This is a genomic window from Pseudoxanthomonas koreensis (assembly GCF_010093225.1).
Lineage (GTDB): Bacteria > Pseudomonadota > Gammaproteobacteria > Xanthomonadales > Xanthomonadaceae > Pseudoxanthomonas > Pseudoxanthomonas koreensis.
In genome coordinates this window covers 75,935-92,570 of record NZ_PDWM01000002.1, presented here as the reverse complement: position 1 = coordinate 92,570, position 16,636 = coordinate 75,935, and the positions used below count along the sequence as shown (strand labels likewise).

General features: G+C 71.4%; 12 protein-coding genes and 1 pseudogene. 7 read left to right on the top strand and 6 right to left on the bottom strand.

Features of this window, described 5'->3' with window-relative positions; translation table 11 throughout:
- Window positions 1-34 precede the first annotated feature (34 nt).
- From tsaC to CSC64_RS14050, 3 genes are read left to right on the top strand one after another with little or no spacing between them, the layout of a single operon-like run.
- Window positions 35-598 carry an L-threonylcarbamoyladenylate synthase type 1 TsaC gene (tsaC, locus tag CSC64_RS01355; RefSeq protein ID WP_162433531.1) on the top strand — a complete coding sequence of 188 codons (564 nt, stop codon included), beginning with the start codon at window positions 35-37 and terminating at the stop codon, window positions 596-598.
- Between the two features lie 50 nt (window positions 599-648).
- Window positions 649-1,425 carry a DUF4124 domain-containing protein gene (locus tag CSC64_RS01350; RefSeq protein WP_238389704.1) on the top strand — a complete coding sequence of 259 codons (777 nt, stop codon included), beginning with the start codon at window positions 649-651 and terminating at the stop codon, window positions 1,423-1,425.
- Window positions 1,426-1,427: 2 nt separating this feature from the next.
- The gene (locus tag CSC64_RS14050) at window positions 1,428-2,252 is read left to right on the top strand and encodes a DUF4124 domain-containing protein (RefSeq protein WP_162433530.1); all 825 of its coding nucleotides are present in this window, start codon (window positions 1,428-1,430) and stop codon (window positions 2,250-2,252) included.
- A 19-nt stretch (window positions 2,253-2,271) separates the two neighbouring features.
- Here CSC64_RS14050 and CSC64_RS01340 read toward each other — a convergent pair whose 3' ends face one another.
- Window positions 2,272-3,075, bottom strand: coding sequence for a sulfite exporter TauE/SafE family protein (locus CSC64_RS01340; RefSeq protein ID WP_238389703.1), 804 nt, complete (start codon window positions 3,073-3,075; stop codon window positions 2,272-2,274).
- 116 nt (window positions 3,076-3,191) lie between these two features.
- Here CSC64_RS01340 and CSC64_RS01335 point away from each other — a divergent pair.
- Window positions 3,192-5,161 (top strand): annotated as a pseudogene (locus CSC64_RS01335) (transglycosylase SLT domain-containing protein).
- A gap of 95 nt (window positions 5,162-5,256) precedes the next feature.
- The gene (locus tag CSC64_RS01330; protein WP_162433529.1) at window positions 5,257-6,507 is read left to right on the top strand and encodes a multifunctional CCA addition/repair protein; all 1,251 of its coding nucleotides are present in this window, start codon (window positions 5,257-5,259) and stop codon (window positions 6,505-6,507) included.
- Between the two features lie 16 nt (window positions 6,508-6,523).
- On the opposite strand, the gene CSC64_RS01325 is transcribed toward CSC64_RS01330, so the two are convergent.
- Genes CSC64_RS01325 through CSC64_RS01305 form a run of 5 tightly spaced genes read right to left on the bottom strand, consistent with a single transcriptional unit; the run spans window position 6,524 to window position 12,240 of the window.
- Window positions 6,524-7,609, bottom strand: coding sequence for an acyltransferase family protein (locus CSC64_RS01325; RefSeq protein WP_162433528.1), 1,086 nt, complete (start codon window positions 7,607-7,609; stop codon window positions 6,524-6,526).
- Window positions 7,610-7,631: 22 nt separating this feature from the next.
- The gene (gene nagA, locus CSC64_RS01320; protein ID WP_162433527.1) at window positions 7,632-8,786 is read right to left on the bottom strand and encodes an N-acetylglucosamine-6-phosphate deacetylase; all 1,155 of its coding nucleotides are present in this window, start codon (window positions 8,784-8,786) and stop codon (window positions 7,632-7,634) included.
- A complete protein-coding gene (locus CSC64_RS01315) occupies window positions 8,786-9,841 on the bottom strand; it encodes an SIS domain-containing protein (protein WP_162433526.1) in 1,056 nt (351 codons plus the stop codon). The genes nagA and CSC64_RS01315 overlap by 1 nt, the downstream gene beginning before the upstream one ends.
- A 2-nt stretch (window positions 9,842-9,843) precedes the next feature.
- Entirely contained in the window at window positions 9,844-10,908 is a 1,065-nt protein-coding gene (locus CSC64_RS01310) for a LacI family DNA-binding transcriptional regulator (protein ID WP_162433525.1), read from the bottom strand.
- 42 nt (window positions 10,909-10,950) lie between these two features.
- The gene (locus CSC64_RS01305) at window positions 10,951-12,240 is read right to left on the bottom strand and encodes a sugar MFS transporter (RefSeq protein ID WP_162433524.1); all 1,290 of its coding nucleotides are present in this window, start codon (window positions 12,238-12,240) and stop codon (window positions 10,951-10,953) included.
- 397 nt (window positions 12,241-12,637) lie between these two features.
- On the opposite strand from CSC64_RS01305, the gene CSC64_RS01300 reads away from it, so the two are divergent.
- Both CSC64_RS01300 and CSC64_RS01295 read left to right on the top strand, forming a co-directional pair.
- Window positions 12,638-13,663 carry a glucokinase gene (locus tag CSC64_RS01300; protein WP_162433523.1) on the top strand — a complete coding sequence of 342 codons (1,026 nt, stop codon included), beginning with the start codon at window positions 12,638-12,640 and terminating at the stop codon, window positions 13,661-13,663.
- Between the two features lie 126 nt (window positions 13,664-13,789).
- Window positions 13,790-16,549, top strand: a complete 2,760-nt coding sequence (locus tag CSC64_RS01295; RefSeq protein ID WP_162433522.1) for a TonB-dependent receptor — start codon at window positions 13,790-13,792, stop codon at window positions 16,547-16,549.
- Window positions 16,550-16,636: the final 87 nt, after the last annotated feature.

Sequence of the window (16,636 nt, the reverse complement as noted above, 5' to 3'; positions counted from 1 at the left end):
GGCACCGGCGGACGGGCGACTACCATCGCCCGCCATGGCCCGCACCCTCGCCATCGATGAAGCCGCCGCGCTGCTGCAGCGCGGCGACGTGCTCGCCTATCCCACCGAGGCGGTGTGGGGCCTGGGCTGCGATCCGGACAACGAGGCCTCGGTGCTGCGCCTGCTCGGACTCAAGCGCCGGCCGGTGGAGAAGGGCCTGATCCTGGTCGCCGCGCACCTGGACCCGCTGCGCCGCTGGCTCGACCTGCCCGCACTGCCGCCCGAACGCCTGGCCGTGGTCCTGGCCAGCTGGCCCGGGCCGCATACCTGGGTGATGCCCGCCGCCGCCGATGCACCGCGCTGGATCACCGGCGGCCGCGACAGCATCGCCGTCCGCATCAGCGCCGATCCGGTGGTCTCGGCGCTGTGCGAAGCCTTCGGCGGCGCGCTGGTCTCCACCAGCGCCAACATCGGCGGCGAACCGCCCGCGCACCGGCGCGCCGAGCTGGACCCGGCGCTGTGCGCGGCGGTCGACGGCCTCGTTGCCGGCGAAACCGGCGGCCTGGCGCAGCCGACCCCGATCCGGCTGGCGCTGGACGGCAGCATCCTGCGCGCCTGACCATCGCGGCGAGCCGCGCTAGGATGGAATGCAGCTCCATGGAGACGGCCATGCGCGAGCCCCACTTCCTTCGTCCGTCGGGTCGCATGCACGGCCCAGCCAGGCCTGTGCGGGGCCCGCGGCCAAAGCGCTCGCGGCCACAGCCGCGACGCCTGCATGCATGGCTGGCACTGGCAGCACTCGTCCTCGCGCTGCCGCTTGCGGCGCCCCGCGCCAGCGCTGCCGAAGTCACCGTCTACCGCTGCAGCGACAGCCAGGGCCGGCTGGTCGCACTGCGCGATTCGCCCTGCCTGGCCGGCGAGCGCCAGGAAGCGGTGCAGATGCAGCGGCCGCAGGATCCACCGCCGCGCGCGACCACGCCCGTGCTCGCGCCGGCACCCGCCGCGCCACCACGCGAGGTGCGGATCGTGACCGTGCAGGCACCGCGGCCGATGTACGAATGCACCGCACCGGACGGCACGACCTATACCAGCGAAAGCGCGGGGGGCAATCCGCGCCAGGTGCCGGTGTGGACGCTGGGCTATCCGGTCATCACCGGCGGGCGCCCGGGCGGGTCGCGACCGCCGGTCACCGGGCCTGCTCCGCGGCCACCGATCGCCGGGCCGGGCCCGCGGCCGCCCCTGCCGGGCGCCGTGTTGCCGGCCACGACCTGGGTGCGCGATCCCTGCGTGGAGCTGAGCCGCGACGAAATCTGCACGCGCCTGTCCGACCGCCGCTACGAGATCCTGCGCGTCTACCACGCGGCCATGCCCAGCCAGCGCGAGGAGCTGGATCGCGAGCAGCGCCGGATCGACACCCACATGACCGACCACTGTTCCGGTTACTGACCGTGCATCCGCGCCTGCGCCTGTCGCCGCTGTGCCTGCTGCTGTGTCTGCTCATGGGAACAGCCACGCCGGCAACGCTGCGCGCGCAGGCGGTGACGATCTACCGCTGCACCGATGCGGCCGGCGTCCTCACCGTGCAGAACGCGCCCTGCCCCGACGGCAGCACCCAGAGCGAACGCAGGATGGGCGGCGTGGCCAGCAGTCCAGACGCGGGCGCCGCGGCGACCGGGCCTGCGCTCACCGCCCCGCCTCCGACGGGCACGCCCCCGTCTGCCGCGCCTGCCGGCCAGGTGCAGGACGTGCAGCGATCCAGCGATGGCGGCTTCGTCACCACCAGTACCGGACCCGGCACCAGCGTCGACCGCCACGCGCCGCAGCGGCACGCCAGCGATGGCGGCTTCATCACCACCAGCACCGGGCCGGAGCCGCGGATCCTGGACAGCGCCAACCTGCCGCGCGCGGACGCGGCTGCCGGAGAGGCCGGCGAGTCCGACCCCGCACGGCCGCCACCACCACCGATCTTCCGCTGCACCACCCACGACAACGACAGCTACCTGTCCGAGGAAGCCGAGGTGCCGCCGCGCTGCCTGCCGCTGCGCACGGTCGGCCTGGACGGCAATCCGGCCACTGGTGCGGGTCGCGCCTGCGAAGTGGGCCGCGCCCGGTGTTCGCGCGTGCCCGACGGCGCCGCCTGCGAAGCCTGGCGGCGCCACGCCCGCGAAGCCGAATCGCGCTGGCGCTTCGCCCACCCCGACAACACCGAACGCCGGCGCACCGAGTACGACCGTCTCGCCGCCCTCGTCAGCGAAAGCTGCGGCGCCCCGTAGAAGCGGGGCAAGCCCCGCTCTACGACCAGGGCACGCTCAGCCCGACCAGCAGCAGGAACAGCGCGAACACCTTGCGCAGCGCCTCGCCGCTGAGCCGGTGCGCGAGGCGCATGCCCCGGGGCGCGGCCAGCACCGAGGCCAGCGCCACGCCGATGGCCGCCGGCAGGTACACGTAACCGATGCCGTGCGCGGGCAAGGCACCGGCGGGTGCGTGCAGCGCGTAGCCCAGCGCGCTGGACAACCCGATCGCCACGCCGCAGGCACTGGACGTGCCGACCGCACGCACCGGCCTCACCCCGCGCCAGACCAGCAACGGCACAGTCATGCTGCCGCCGCCGATACCGACCACGGCCGAGAGCGCGCCGATGCCACCGCCGGCCACCGTCATCGGCCATCCTTCTGGCGGCGCCACTCCGCTGCCATCGGCCGGCGCACGGGTGCGGCCGAAGCCGATCTGCCACGCCGCCAGCAGGCAGTAGCCGGCGACGACCCAGCGCAGCACCGTGTCGGACAACGCCACCGCCACCCCGCTGCCCAGCCAGCCGCCGAGCAGCAGGCCCGGCACCATCCACTTCACCGTCGGCCACAACACGCTGCCACGGCTGGCGTGCGCGCGCGCCGAGGACGCCGCGGTCAGCACGATGCTGGCGAGCGAACTGGCCAGCGCCGCATGCATCGCCGCTTCCTGCGGCACGCCGGACAGCGGCAGCAGCCAGGCCAGCGCCGCGACCAGGACCAGGCCACCGCCGACGCCGAGCAGCCCGGCGAGGATGCCGGCGACCACGCCGAGCAGGGGGAACAGCAGGAACATCAGCGGTGACACGTCGGTGGCTCCATGGGTGCGCGGCGTCCTGGGTCCGGCAGGCCGGGTCGAAGCAGGGTATTCGCGGATCCTGCCGCCGTCACGGCCATTCAGGTGCGTTGGGTATATTCGGCCGCATGTCGCGCCCTGCCACCCCCCTTTCACACCCTTGCCTCCTGCACCGCACGCTGGCATGCCTGCTGCTGGCGTCGGCGTCCGCGGTCGCATTCGCGCAGGACGGAGCCGGCAACGATGCGGCGATGCGCGCGGCGATCAGCGCGGCCAAGGCCGGGCAGCCGGTCACCGGCCAGGACGCGCTGCGCGGCGACCCGCGCTGGCCGTGGCTGGAGTTCGCGCGGCTTTCGCGCGACCTGGACAGCGCCGACAGCAGCCAGGTTCGCGCCTTCCTGCAGCGCTACGACGGCCAGGCCGCGGCGGCGGCGCTGCGCCCGCTGTGGCTGGCGTCGCTGTCCCGGCGCGAACAGTGGAGCGATGTCCTCGCCGACTGGCGCCCCACGATGATCCGGCCCTGCGCTGCGCGCGGCTCAATGCCCAGCAGGCGCTGGGCCGCGCCGCCGACGCCTGGAACGGCGAGGCGCAGGCGCTGTGGCGCAGCGGCAAGTCGATGCCCGACGCCTGCGACGCCACCTTCGCCAGCCTGGCTGCACGCGGCGGGCTCGGCGACGCGCTGCGCTGGGAACGCTTCGACCTGGCCGTGGCCGAAGGCGACCCCGGCGTGATGCGCGCGGCCGCGCGCGGCCTGCCGGCCGATGCGCTGGCGCTGGCCCAGGACTACGCCGCCTTCGTCCAGGCGCCGCACGCGCGTGCCGCGCAATGGCCGCGCGATGCGCGCAGCCGTCAGGTCGCCGCCGCCGGGCTGTCGAAGCTGGCGAAGAACGACCCGGACGCGGCCGAGCGCCAGCTGGCGCAACTTGCGCCGCTGCTCGGCATGGACGAGTCCCAGCGCGCACAGGTGCTGTACCAGGTCGCGCTGTGGACGGTGGCCTCCTACCTGCCCGGCTCGGCGCAGCGGCTGGCCGCGGTGCCGGCTTCGGCCTACGACGAGCGCCTGCACGAGTGGCGTGCGCGCGAAGCGGTGGCGCGCGGCGACTGGAAGGCCGCGCTGGAGGCGATCCGCGGCATGCCGGCCAAACAGCGCGAGGATTCGCGCTGGCGCTGGTTCGAAGGCCGCATGCTGGAGAAGACCGGCCGCGACGGCGAGGCGCAGGCGCTGTTCCGCGCCGCCGCGACCGCGCCGACCTTCCACGGCTTCCTCGCCGCCGACCGCCTGCGCCAGCCTTACGCGCTGTGTCCGTGGGAACCGGGCGATCCGCCGGCGCTGCGCAAGGAGGTCGCGCGCGACCCGGCGCTGCAGCGCGCGCTGGCGCTGTATCGCATCGACCAGCCCGGCTGGGCGGTGCGCGAGTGGAACGACGCGCTGACCCGCTTCGACGACCCGCGGCGGCGTGCCGCGGTGGCCGTGGCCCAGGAGCAGGGCTGGTTCGACCGCGCAGTGTTCTCGCTGGGCAAGCTGCCCGACGAGCAGCGCCTGTACCGGTTGCGTTTCCCGCTGCACCACGACGCCGACATCCGCGCCGCCGCGAAACGCAACGGTCTCGATCCGGCCTGGATCGCGGCCGAGATCCGCGCCGAGAGCGTGTTCAATCCCAACGCGCGCTCACCTGCCAACGCGCGCGGGCTGATGCAGCTGCTGCCCGGCACCGCCGCCGGCGTGGCCCAGCGCACCGGCCTGCCGTACGCCGGTGCCGAGAGCCTGTACGACTCCTCCACCAACATCGCCCTGGGCAGCGCCTACCTGCGCGAGATGGAGGACAAGTACGGCGCCGCCTACCAGGCCATCGCCGCCTACAACGCCGGCCCGACGCCGACCGCGCGCTGGCTGTCGCAGCGCCCCGCGCACGATCCGGACCTGTGGATCGAAACGATCAGCTACAAGGAAACCCGCGACTACGTCGCCCGGGTGCTGGCCTTCAGCACGATCTACGACTGGCTGCTCGACGGCGATGCGCTGCCGGTGAGCGAACGCCTGCTCGGCCGCACCGGAGGCGCGCGCAAGCCCTTCGCCTGCCCCACCCCGGTGCCCTGACCGGCGCGATCGCCTCCGTTAGACGGGGCTCTGCCCTGCCATCCGCGATACGGCCGCCGGGCCCCGCGGTGCGGCCGCGCGATACGATGCGGCACATGGAGACCTACCTCGTCGGCGGCGCGGTCCGCGATGAACTGCTCGGCCTGGCGCCCGGCGACCGCGACTGGGTCGTGGTCGGCGCCACGCCGCAGCAGATGCTCGACGCCGGCTTCAAGCCGGTCGGCCGCGACTTCCCGGTGTTCCTGCATCCGGACACCGGCGAGGAGCACGCGCTGGCGCGTACCGAACGCAAGAGCGGCCGCGGCCATCGCGGCTTCGTGGTCGACGCCGATCCGTCGGTGACCCTGGAAGACGACCTGCAGCGCCGCGACTTCACCATCAACGCGATCGCACGCGACGCGCATGGCGACCTGGTCGATCCCTGCGGCGGCGTGGACGACCTGCGGCAGCGCGTGCTGCGCCATGTCGGCCCGGCCTTCGCCGAGGATCCGCTGCGGGTGTTGCGCGCCGGCCGCTTCATGGCCCGCTTCGCCCCGCTGGGCTTCACCGTGGCACCGGAAACGATGCTGCTGATGCGGCGCATGGCCGCCAGCGGCGAGCTCGGCACCCTGGTCCCAGAGCGCGTCTGGCAGGAACTGCGCAAGGCGCTGGCCGCGGCGCAACCCTCGGCCTTCCTCGCCACCCTGCACGCCTGCGGCGCGCTGGCCGCGATCCTGCCCGAGGTCGACGCGCTGTACGGCGTGCCGCAACGCGCCGAATACCACCCCGAGGTCGACACCGGCATCCACCAGCAGCTGGTGTCGGACATGGCCGCGAAACTGGCCCCGGGCGACGACCTGGTCGGCTTCGCCGCGCTGACCCACGACCTGGGCAAGGCGCTCACACCACCGCACTTGTTGCCCAGGCACATCGGTCACGAGAACGCCGGCCTCAAGCCGCTGGCCACACTGTGCGAGCGGCTCAGGGTGCCGCTGGAACACCGCAGGCTGGCCGAGTCGGTCTGCCGCGAGCACCTCAACGTGCACCGTCTGGCCGAACTGCGCGATGCCACCGTGCTCGAACTGCTCGAACGTTGCGATGCCTTGCGCCGACCCGAGCGCGTGGCGCGGATCGCCATCGCCTGCGAAGCGGACAAGCGAGGCCACCTCGGCAGCGAGGACGCCGACTATCCGCAGGGCCCGGAACTGCGCCGCCTGCATGCAGCCGCGCTGGCGGTGAACGCGCGCGACCTGGCCGGACATGAAGGCCTCAGCGGCCCGCAGGTGGGCGAAGCGCTGCGCAAGGCGCGCATCGCCGCCATCGGCGCGGCACGCACGTTGCGCGCAAGGCCGGCCGGGCCGGGGTAAATCCGCCCGGCGTGCGTCAGATCTTCAGGTGCCAGCCACACCGGTCCATCCAGCGCACCACGCCCCACCAGAAGCCGACGAACGCCAGCGCGAACGCCAGCGACGGCAGGTACGGGCCAAACCGCGGCGTCATCCATCCGGCGAAGCCGGCCTGGTAGATCGCGCCCCACCAGCCCAGGCCGGCGAACGCGTAGACCATCACCGCCGAGCCGGCGTACGCGGCGATCGCGTTGACGCCGAAGCTGCGACCCAGCGCCGGCCAGCCGCGGCGGTCGATCAGCACGTGCGCGGCGGCCAACGCCAGCATTGCCCAGCCGCCGGTCCACAACACGTACGACGAAGTCCACAGCGCCTTGTTCCACGGCAGCAGCGGCGCCCACGACAGCGCCAGCAGCAGCGCGACCACGCCACCGGTGCACAGCGCGCGCAAGCGGCCATGGCGCAGCCAGTCGCCGGCGCGCAGGCCCAGCACGGTGGTGGCCAGCGCGCCGAGCGTGCTCGCCAGGCCTTCCGGATCCTGGCCGCGGCCGGTCGCCGGATCGAACTGGTACAGCCATGGCCCCAGCAACGCGGTGTCGACGCGCGCGGCGAGGTTGTCCCATGGCGCCAGGCTGCCGCCCCACGCCAGCAGCGCCCACCAGCCCAGCAGCAACGCAACCAGCAGCACCCATTGCGCGCGAGGCTTCAGCCACAGCGCCGCCGCACCGGCGAGCAGGAAGCAGACACCGATCCGCTGCAGCACGCCCCACGGGCGGAAGTATTCGGTGTCCAGCCACCACCACGCCAGCACATGCAGCAGCAGGCCCAGCCCGGTGATGCGCAGCGCGCGCACCACCACCGCGCGCATCAGCGCGCCGCGGCCGGCGCCGGCTTCCGCCCGCGGCACCACGCCCAGCGCGATCGACACGCCGACGATGAACAGGAAGAACGGGAAGATGAAGTCGGTGGGAGTGCAGCCGTGCCATTCGGCGTGCAGCATCGGCGCGTAGACATGGCCCCAGTCGCCGGGGTTGTTGACCAGCAGCATCGCCGCCACGGTCAGCCCGCGCAGTGCGTCGACCGAGGCGAAGCGCGGCGCCTTCGCCGTGGCTGCCACGCTCATTCGCCGTCCATCGCCGGGTGGATCACGCCACGTCCTCGCGCGCGCCGGCGATCCAGGTCGAGCGCACCTGCAGCGCGTCGTCCAGCAGCACCAGGTCGGCGCGGCAGCCGGGCGCGATGCGGCCGAGGCGGTCGCCCAGGCCGAGGAATTCCGCGGGATACGTCGACGCCATCCGCGCCGCCTCTTGCAGTGGCAGACCGATCAGTTCCACGCAGTTGCGCACCGCGGTGGCCATGTCCAGGGCCGAGCCGGCCAACGCTCCGGCCGCATTGCGCACCACGCCGTCGACGGCGGTGATCACCTCGCCGTACAAGGCGAACGAAGGATCTTCCGCGCCGACCATCGGCATCGCATCGGTGACCAGGAACAGCTTGCCGCGTGGCTTGGCGGCCAAGGCCACGCGCAGGCTGGCCGGATGCACGTGCACGCCGTCAACGATCACCCCGCACCAGCTGGCGCGGTCCTCCAGCGCGGCGCCGACCGCGCCGGGCTCGCGGCCCTGCAGCGGCGACATCGCGTTGAACAGGTGGGTGAAGCCGCGCAGGCCGGCATCCAGGCCGGCGCGGATCTCCTCGTAGCTGCCGGCGGTATGCCCGGCGACGACTATCGCGCCGCGCGCGACCATCGCCCGGATCGTGTCCAGCGGCACCTGCTCCGGCGCCAGGGTGATCAGGGTGACGCCGTTGTCCAGCGAGGTCGCCATCGCCGTTTCGGCCGCGTCGGGCACGCGGAACCTGGTCGCGTCATGGGTGCCCTTGCGCGCCGGCGCCAGGTACGGGCCTTCCAGGTGCACGCCGAGCACGCCAGGCACGCCGGCGGCGATCGCCGCGCGCGTGGCGGCCACCGCGCGTGCCATCACCCCGGCATCGTCGCTGATCAGGGTCGGCAGGAAACCGGTGGTGCCGAACCTGCGGTGCGCGCGGCCGATCGCGGCGATCGCGGCGACGCTGGTGTCGTTGTTGAACAGCACCCCGCCGCCGCCGTTGACCTGGGCATCGATGAAGCCCGGCAACAGCCAGCCGCCGCCCAGGTCGTGCACTTCGCCGGCCTGCGTGTGCGCCTGGGTAGCCGGCAGCAGCGCGGCGATCTCACCCGCATCGTCGAGCAGCACCGCGAGGTCGTCGCGGAAGTCTTCTTCGACCAGCACCTTCGCATTGACCAGCGCGCGCGTGGCCATCACACCGTCTCCGTGACCTTGTTCAGGTGCGGCGGCAGGTCCGGGTTGTAGCCGCGGCGCAGGGCCAGCGCGTTGATCGCGCGATAGAAGCTCTGCACCTCCAGCAGCGGCGCGAGCGCCGGATGCGGCGCCGCCGCGACCGGCAGCTGGCAATCGCCGGCCTGCGCCGAGGCCACCCATACCGCCGCGCCGCGCGCACGGAACTCCGCCGCGACCGCCACCGCGCCGGCACCGGTCTCGTCCGGCTGCGCGAACACCAGCACCGGGAAGCCGGCGCCGACCAGCGCCATCGGCCCATGCTTCACCTCGGCCGAGCTGTAGGCCTCGGCATGCAGGCCGCAGGTCTCCTTGAACTTCAGCGCCGCCTCCTGCGCCGCGCCCAGGCCCAGGCCGCGGCCGAGCACGAACAGGTTGCGCGCATCGACCAGGCCATCGGCCAGCGCCGACCAGTCCTTCGACCATGCTTCGCGCATCGCGCCCGGCAATGCATCGAGTGCGGCGAGCAGCGCCGCATCGTCCTTCCAGTACGCCACCAGCTGCGCGATCGCGGCCAGCGAGGCCAGGTAGCTCTTGGTCGCCGCCACGCTTCTCTCGGGGCCCGCGCACAGCGGCACCACGGTGTCGGCCAGCGCGGCCAGCGGCGAATCCTCGGCGTTGACCAGCGCGACCACGTGCGCACCGGCGGCCCTCGCGGCCTCGGCATTGCGCAGCAGGTCCGGACTCTTGCCGGACTGCGAGATGGCGATGAACAGCGCGCCGCGCAGCCGCAGCGGCGCCGCGTACACCGAGCCCACCGACGGCGACAGCGACGCGGTGACCACGCCCAGTTGCGTCTCCAGCAGGTACTTGGCGTAGGTGCAGGCGTGGTCGGAACTGCCGCGCGCGCAGGTGGCGACGAACGGCGGCGGCGAAGTGCGCAGCTTCGCCCCCAACACGGCCAGGGTGTCGCGGTTGCGCGCGAACTGCGCGGCGACGACATCGGCGGCCTGCGCGGCCTCCTGGAACATCAGCGTGGCGTTCTCGGCGGGAAGGTCGGCGGGCAGGGCGAGCGGCATGTTCATGCTTCGGAAGGAGTGGCCGGGCGCGGGCGCAGCGGCGCCGGCGCGGTGGAACCGCGCACCACCAGCTGCGGCACGAAGCCCTGGTTGGTCACGGCCAGCGGGTGGTCGTCGTAGGCGTCCTGGCGCAGGCTGCCGATCAGCAGCCGCGCCGCGTGGCGGGCGATGTCCTCGGTGGCCTGCTTGGCGGTGGTCAGCGCCGGCCAGGACTGGCGCGAGAACGGGCTGTCCTCGAAACCGGCGATGGACAGGTCGTAGGGCACGTTGAGCCCGGCCGACTTGGCCGCGGCCAGCACCCCGGCGGCGATCTCGTCGTTGCTGCCGAAGATCGCGGTGGGCGGCTCGCGCAACGCCAGCAGCCGCCTCGCACCGCGGAAGCCGTCGTCGAAGGTGTAGTCGCCCGGGATCACCAGGTGCTTGTCCAGGGTGATGCCGTAGTCCTTCAGCGCGGCCTCGTAGCCGGCGTAGCGCTCGCCCGAGGAGTGGTGCTGCGCACCGCCCCAGAGGAAGCCGATGCGGTGGTGGCCGAGCTGGATCAGGTGCTCGGTGACCTCGTAGGCGGCATCACGGTCGTCGATGTAGACGCAGGGGCCGTCGCCCGGGTCCTCGGTGGCGGCGATGATCCGCACCACGCGGATGTTGCGTGCGACCAGCGCGGCGACCAGGTCGGGACGCTCGGACATCGGCGCGGTCAGCACCAGCCCGGCCAGGCGCGAGCGCTGCACGAATTCGGCCAGTTCCTCGGCCAGCAGCGGCGAGGTCGAGTCGCAGGGCTGGATCTGCAGGCCGAAGCCGGTCTCGCGGCACGCGGCCAGCACCCCGTTCTGCACGCCGATGATGTGGTACGGGTTGGGGTTGTCGTAGACCAGGCCGATCACGAACGGGGTGCCGCTGCGCAGGTTGCGCGCGGTGGCGTCGGGCTCGTAGTCGAGCTCGGCGATGGCCGCCAGTACCCGCGAGCGCGTCGCCTGCATCACCGACGGCTCGTTGTTGATCACCCGCGAGACGGTCTTGAGCGAGACCTTCGCCCGCTCGGCGACGTCCTTGATGGTGGGCCTGCGCATGCCTTCGTTCGCCTTCCGGATCGATCCGCCGTCCATGATCGCCTATCGGGGTCCGTCGGGCAGCCCGGCGCGGTGGCCGCGCCGTGCGTAGTACAGGATGTACAGGTAGCAGGGCACCATCAGCGCGGCGAACACCCACTGGAAGTCGAAGTGCTGCTTCAGCACTGCGAACGCCTGCGGGATGATCGCACCACCTGCAATACCCATGATCAGCAGCGCCGAGCCGGTCTCGGTGAAGCGCCCCAGGCCGCGGATCGCCAGCGGGAAGATCGCCGGCCACATCATCGCGTTGGCGAAGCCCAGCGCGGCGACGAAGCCGACCGAGACGTAACCCTTGGTGAGCAGCGCGGCCACCGAGAACAGCACGCCCAGCACGGCCGAAACGCTCAGCCACTTCTCCTGCGAGACTACCTTCGGGATCAGCGCCAGGCCGACCAGGTAGCCCAGCAGCATCGCCGCCAGGGTGAACGAGGTGAAGAACTTGGTCTGGTCCAGCGGCAGGCCGAAGGCGTGGCCATAGGTGCCGATCGCATCGCCGGCCATCACTTCCACGCCCACGTACACGAACAGGCACAGCACGCCCAGCCACAGGTGCGGGAACTGGAACACGCTGCGGCGTTCGGCCGCACCGCCGGACGCCGGGGTGGCGTTGGCCTCGGACGCGCGGATTTCCGGCAACGGCGAGAACAGCACCGCCACCGCGATCAGCAGCAGGATCCCGGCCATCACCAGGTACGGCGCGTGGATCTTGGCGGCGAAGTCGTCGAGCAGCGCCGCCTTGGTCGCCGCGTCGGCGACCTCGACCTGGCTGGACAGGTCGCCGATCCCGTGCAGCACCAGCGAGCCGAGCAGCAGCGGGGCGAGGATCCCGGCGATCTTGTTGCAGATGCCCATCAGCGCGATGCGCTGGGCCGCGCTCTCGATCGGGCCCAGGATCGAAATGTAGGGATTGACCGCGGTCTGCAGCAGCGCCAGGCCGCCGCCGATCACGAACAGGCCCGACAGCGCGCCGCCGAACCAGCGCCGGGTGGCGAACTCGCCGAACATCATCGCGCCCACCGCCATCACCGCCAGGCTCAGCGCCAGGCCCTTCTTCATGCCGGTGCCCTTGAGGATCCACGACGCCGGCAGCGCGAGGAAGAAGTACGACAGGTAGAACACCATCAGCACCAGGAACGCGGAGATCTCGCTGACATCGAAGGCGAGCTTGACGAAGGTGATCAGCGGCCCGTTGATCCAGGTGAAGAAGCCGATGATGAAGAACAGCCCGCCGACGATCGCGATCGAGGTCGCCAGGCCGGTGCGCGCGGGCGCGGTGGTGGTTGCGGACATGGTCTGGACGGCCTCCCCGGCGTTGACGGTGGTGCCCCCGCTCGCGCCCGCCACGGGCGTGTCCCAGGCGGGAACAACGTTGTCACCCTTATCCGGGTCGAGACCCCCGTTTGTCAACCTCGCAGGCCACCGCCGCGGGCGCATTCCGTGCTGCCACGCAACATGGATGCGGGCGAGCCCGTAAAGATGAATACGCTACATCCCCTTGATTTGACGACACCCGTGGCGGCAATGAGGCGAGTCGGCCGCGCACAGTGCGCACTTTTGGCGCGAACGCCCGACGCCCGGAGAACTTTCCCCGAGAGGTGTTGACATCGTTGTCAGACCACTTCCACACTCCGTCGCACTCCGTGCCACCGGACCAGGGATCCGGCGCACGCCAGCTACGGGGAATCACGTGCCAGCAAGCGCCCAAGCAACGTCGTCACCGCACCTGTCGCAGCCGTTCATCGCGGCCGATGTCGGCGGCACCCATGTCCGCGTCGGCCTGGTCCAGGCCGCCGCCGAAGCGGGCGCGCCGCTGCAGGTCCTGGCCTACGCCAAGTTCCGCTGCGCCGACTACCCGGGCCTGGACGCGATCCTGCGCGAGTTCCTCGACGGCAGCACCGGCGCAGCGCCGGTGCGCGTGGCGGTGATCGCCAGCGCCGGTTACCCGCTGGCCGACGGCACCGTGATCACCGCCAACCTGCCCTGGCGCCTGGCGCCGGCCGCGATCCGCGCCAGCCTCGGCCTGGACACGGTGCATCTGGTCAACGATTTCGAAGCGGTCGCCCACGCGGTCGCCCACCTGGGCGCCAGCGAGGTGCTGCAGCTGGCCGGCCCCGCGCAGATCGGCCCCGGCCCGGTCCTGGTGCTCGGCCCGGGCACCGGCCTGGGCGCGGCGGTGTGGATCCCGACCGCGAGCGGCCCGGTGGTGCTCGCCACCGAAGCCGGGCAGGCCGCGCTGGCGGTGGGCACCGAACTGGAGATGGCGCTGCTGCGGCAGATGCTCGGCCAGCGCACGCACGTGCCGGTGGAGCACGCGCTGTCCGGCCCGGGGCTGATGAACCTCTACCGCGCCCTGTGCGCATTGCGCGGCGCCACGCCCGCGCACGCGAAGCCGGGCGAAGTCACCGCCGCCGCGCTGGGCGGCAACGACCCGCTGGCACGCGAGAGCCTGGAGGTGTTCTGCGGCCTGCTCGGCAGCACGGTCGGCGACATGGCCCTGCTGTACGGCGTGCAGGGCGTCTACCTGGCCGGCGGGATCCTGCCGCACATCCGCGAGTTCCTCGTCCACAGCGATTTCGTCGCCCGCTTCCTCAACAAGGGGCCGATGCGCGAGGCGCTGGAGCGGGTGTCGGTGCGACTGGTCGAACACGGGCAGCTGGGCGTGATCGGTGCCGCCAGCTGGTTCCTGGGTTCGCGGAAATCTTCGGAGGAGTGAGCGGCACGACGCCAGGAAGGGCCAGGAGTGGTGCGTACGGAGGATTCGGCGCCGTGCCACATGCAGCAGTCATCGCCGGGGGGGGGACTTCCGGCGGCAACCAAAAACGATGATGGGAGAGACATCATGAACCACCGCAAGTCAGTTCTGTCCGCCGCGATCGTGACCTGCCTCGGCTTCGCCGTGCAGGTGCATGCGCAGGAGGCCGCGCAGACCGCCACCGACCTGGACACCGTGCAGGTGACCGGCATCCGCGGCAGCGTGGAGAAGTCGCTTGACGTCAAGCGCGACGCGAAGAGCCATGTCGACGTGGTCACCGCCGAGGACATCGGCAAGATGCCCGACAAGAACATCGCCGACTCGCTGCAGCGCGTGCCCGGCGTGACCGTCAGTTCGGCCGGCGCCAACGAGGGCGGCTTCGACGAGAACGACCGCGTGTCCATGCGCGGCACCAACCCCAGCCTCACCCAGACCCTGTTCAACGGCCACAACATCGCCTCCGGCGACTGGTTCGTGCTCAACCAGACCGGCACCGTCGGCCGCAGCGTCAGCTACACCCTGCTGCCCTCGCAGCTGGTCAACCAGATCGTGGTGCACAAGACCTCGCAGGCCAGCCTGGTCGAGGGCGGCGTCGCCGGCTCGGTGGACATCCTCACCCGGCACCCGCTGGACTTCGAGAAGAACCTGACCGGCGAAGTGTCCATCGGCGCGGTGCATTCGGACCTGCCGGGCACCACCGAGCCGCAGTTCAGCGGCCTGCTCAACTGGAAGAACGACGCCAACACCTTCGGCATCCTGGTGCAGGCCTTCTCCGAGGAACGCAGCCTGCGCCGCGACGGCCAGGAACTGCTGGGCTACGAGCAGATCGCTGCGGGCAGCGCGGTGGCGACCAGCAACCCGGACCTGGCCGGCGTGTGGTATCCGACCCTGATCGGCTCGGCCTACTTCGAGCAGACGCGCAAGCGCACCGGTGGCCTGATCGAGATCCAGGCCAAGCCAACCGATGACCTGACCCTGTCGCTGAATGCCTTCAGTTCCGACCAGGACGCAGAGAACTACAACCGCAACTACATGCTGTGGGTGACCCGGTTCCTCGCCCAGGGCAATGGCCAGGCGCCGGATGCGGGTTACGTGGTGCGCAACAACACCCTGGTCAAGGCCGACTTCACGCCGGTGCCGGGGACGTTCTACGGCATCTACGACATGATCTCGCGCCCGGATTCCAGCGCCGATTCGAACTACGTCACCTTCGACGCCGACTGGAACGCCAGCGAAAGCCTGACCTTCAAGGGCCAGGTGGGTTCGTCGCGCGGCACCGGCCGCACGCCGACCCAGGACGTGTATGAAGCGGTGACCGGCATCGGCCAGGGCGGCGGCTGGCAGCTCAACGGCGTCGGCGCAGCCGACTGGCACCTGGGCGGCACCTCGTCGTCGCCGGTCCTGTCGGAGATGGATTTCGGCTGGATCTTCGGCTACCAGGACGTGAAGGTCGAGGACAAGGAGGACTGGGGCCAGATCGACGGCGAGTACTTCTTCGACTCCGGCGTGGTCTCCTCGCTGCAGTTCGGCGCCCGCTACGCCAAGCACAGCCGCGAGTCGAACTCCGCGACCGCGCAGGGCCCCGGCTGCCGCAATCCGGACGGCACCTGGTCGCCGTTCGCCTGGGCCTACTGGCCGCCGTGCGCCACCCCCGGCGCCTCTTCGCCGTACGACCTGACCACCCTGCCGACCGACTACCAGAACTACCCGGGCGACTTCGGCAGCGGTCTGGGCGGCAGCTTCCCGCGCGACATCTGGTACTTCACCCCCGAGCAGCTGGCCGAGTACAACGCGCTCTACGCCACCCGCGACCCGGCCACCCGCACCGACTGGGCCGGCCTGTACGGCCTGGAGGAGAAGAACAGCGCCGCCTACGCGCAGCTCAATTTCACCGGCGACCGCTGGAACGCCAATGCCGGCCTGCGCTTCGTGCGCACCGACCTGAGCGTACGCAACAACGTGTCCGGTACCGGCAGTCCCGACGCCATCACCGGTTCGGACTTCGGTCCCTACCTGCCGGTCGTCACCAACCACACCTACAACGACCTGCTGCCCAGCGCCAACCTGAAGTACGACGTCAACGACGACGTGGTGTTCCGCGTGGCCGCCTCGCGCACCATGACCAGGCCCGACTATTCGGCCCTGGCCGGTGCGATCTCGCTCAGCCCGCCGGCCACCGATGGCGGCGTCGGCTCCGGTTCCGGCGGCAACCCGGACCTGGAACCGATCATCTCCACCAACTTCGACACCTCGCTGGAGTGGTACTTCGCCCCGCGCGCACTGCTGGCCGCCAGCCTGTTCTACATGGACCTGGACAACTACGTCGCCTACGGCCACGAGACCCGCCAGTTCATGACCTACAGCACGACCACGCCGCAGGGCTACATGGCCGACTACGTGCTCACCGTTCCGGTCAACACCAACGGCAAGGTCAAGGGCGTGGAGCTGGCGTACGAGCAGCCGATCGGCGAGTACTTCGGCATCAACGCCAACTACACCTTCGCCGACGCCGAGGACGACGACGGCGGCGACCTGGTCGGCACCTCAAAGAACACCTACAACATCGGCGGCTACTTCGAGAACGAGCGCTTCAACGCCCGCATCAACTACACGTTCCGCTCCTCGTTCTACAGCGGCCTCGATCGCGCCACCGCGTTCTACCAGGACGACACCGACGTGCTGAACGCCTCGCTGGGCTTCAAGGTCAACGACTGGATGTCGATCACCCTGGACGGCCTCAACCTCAACCAGCCGAAGCTGAAGTACTACGCGCTCAACCGCGACCAGCCCCGTTCGATCTACGAGAACGGACGCCAGTACTACATGAACTTCCGCTTCCGGTTCTGACCGCAGCGCGTCATACGCCAGGAATGGATTCCCGCCGGCGGGCCTGGAGCGATCCGGGCCCGCCGTGTTTCAGGCCCCTGCTACCGC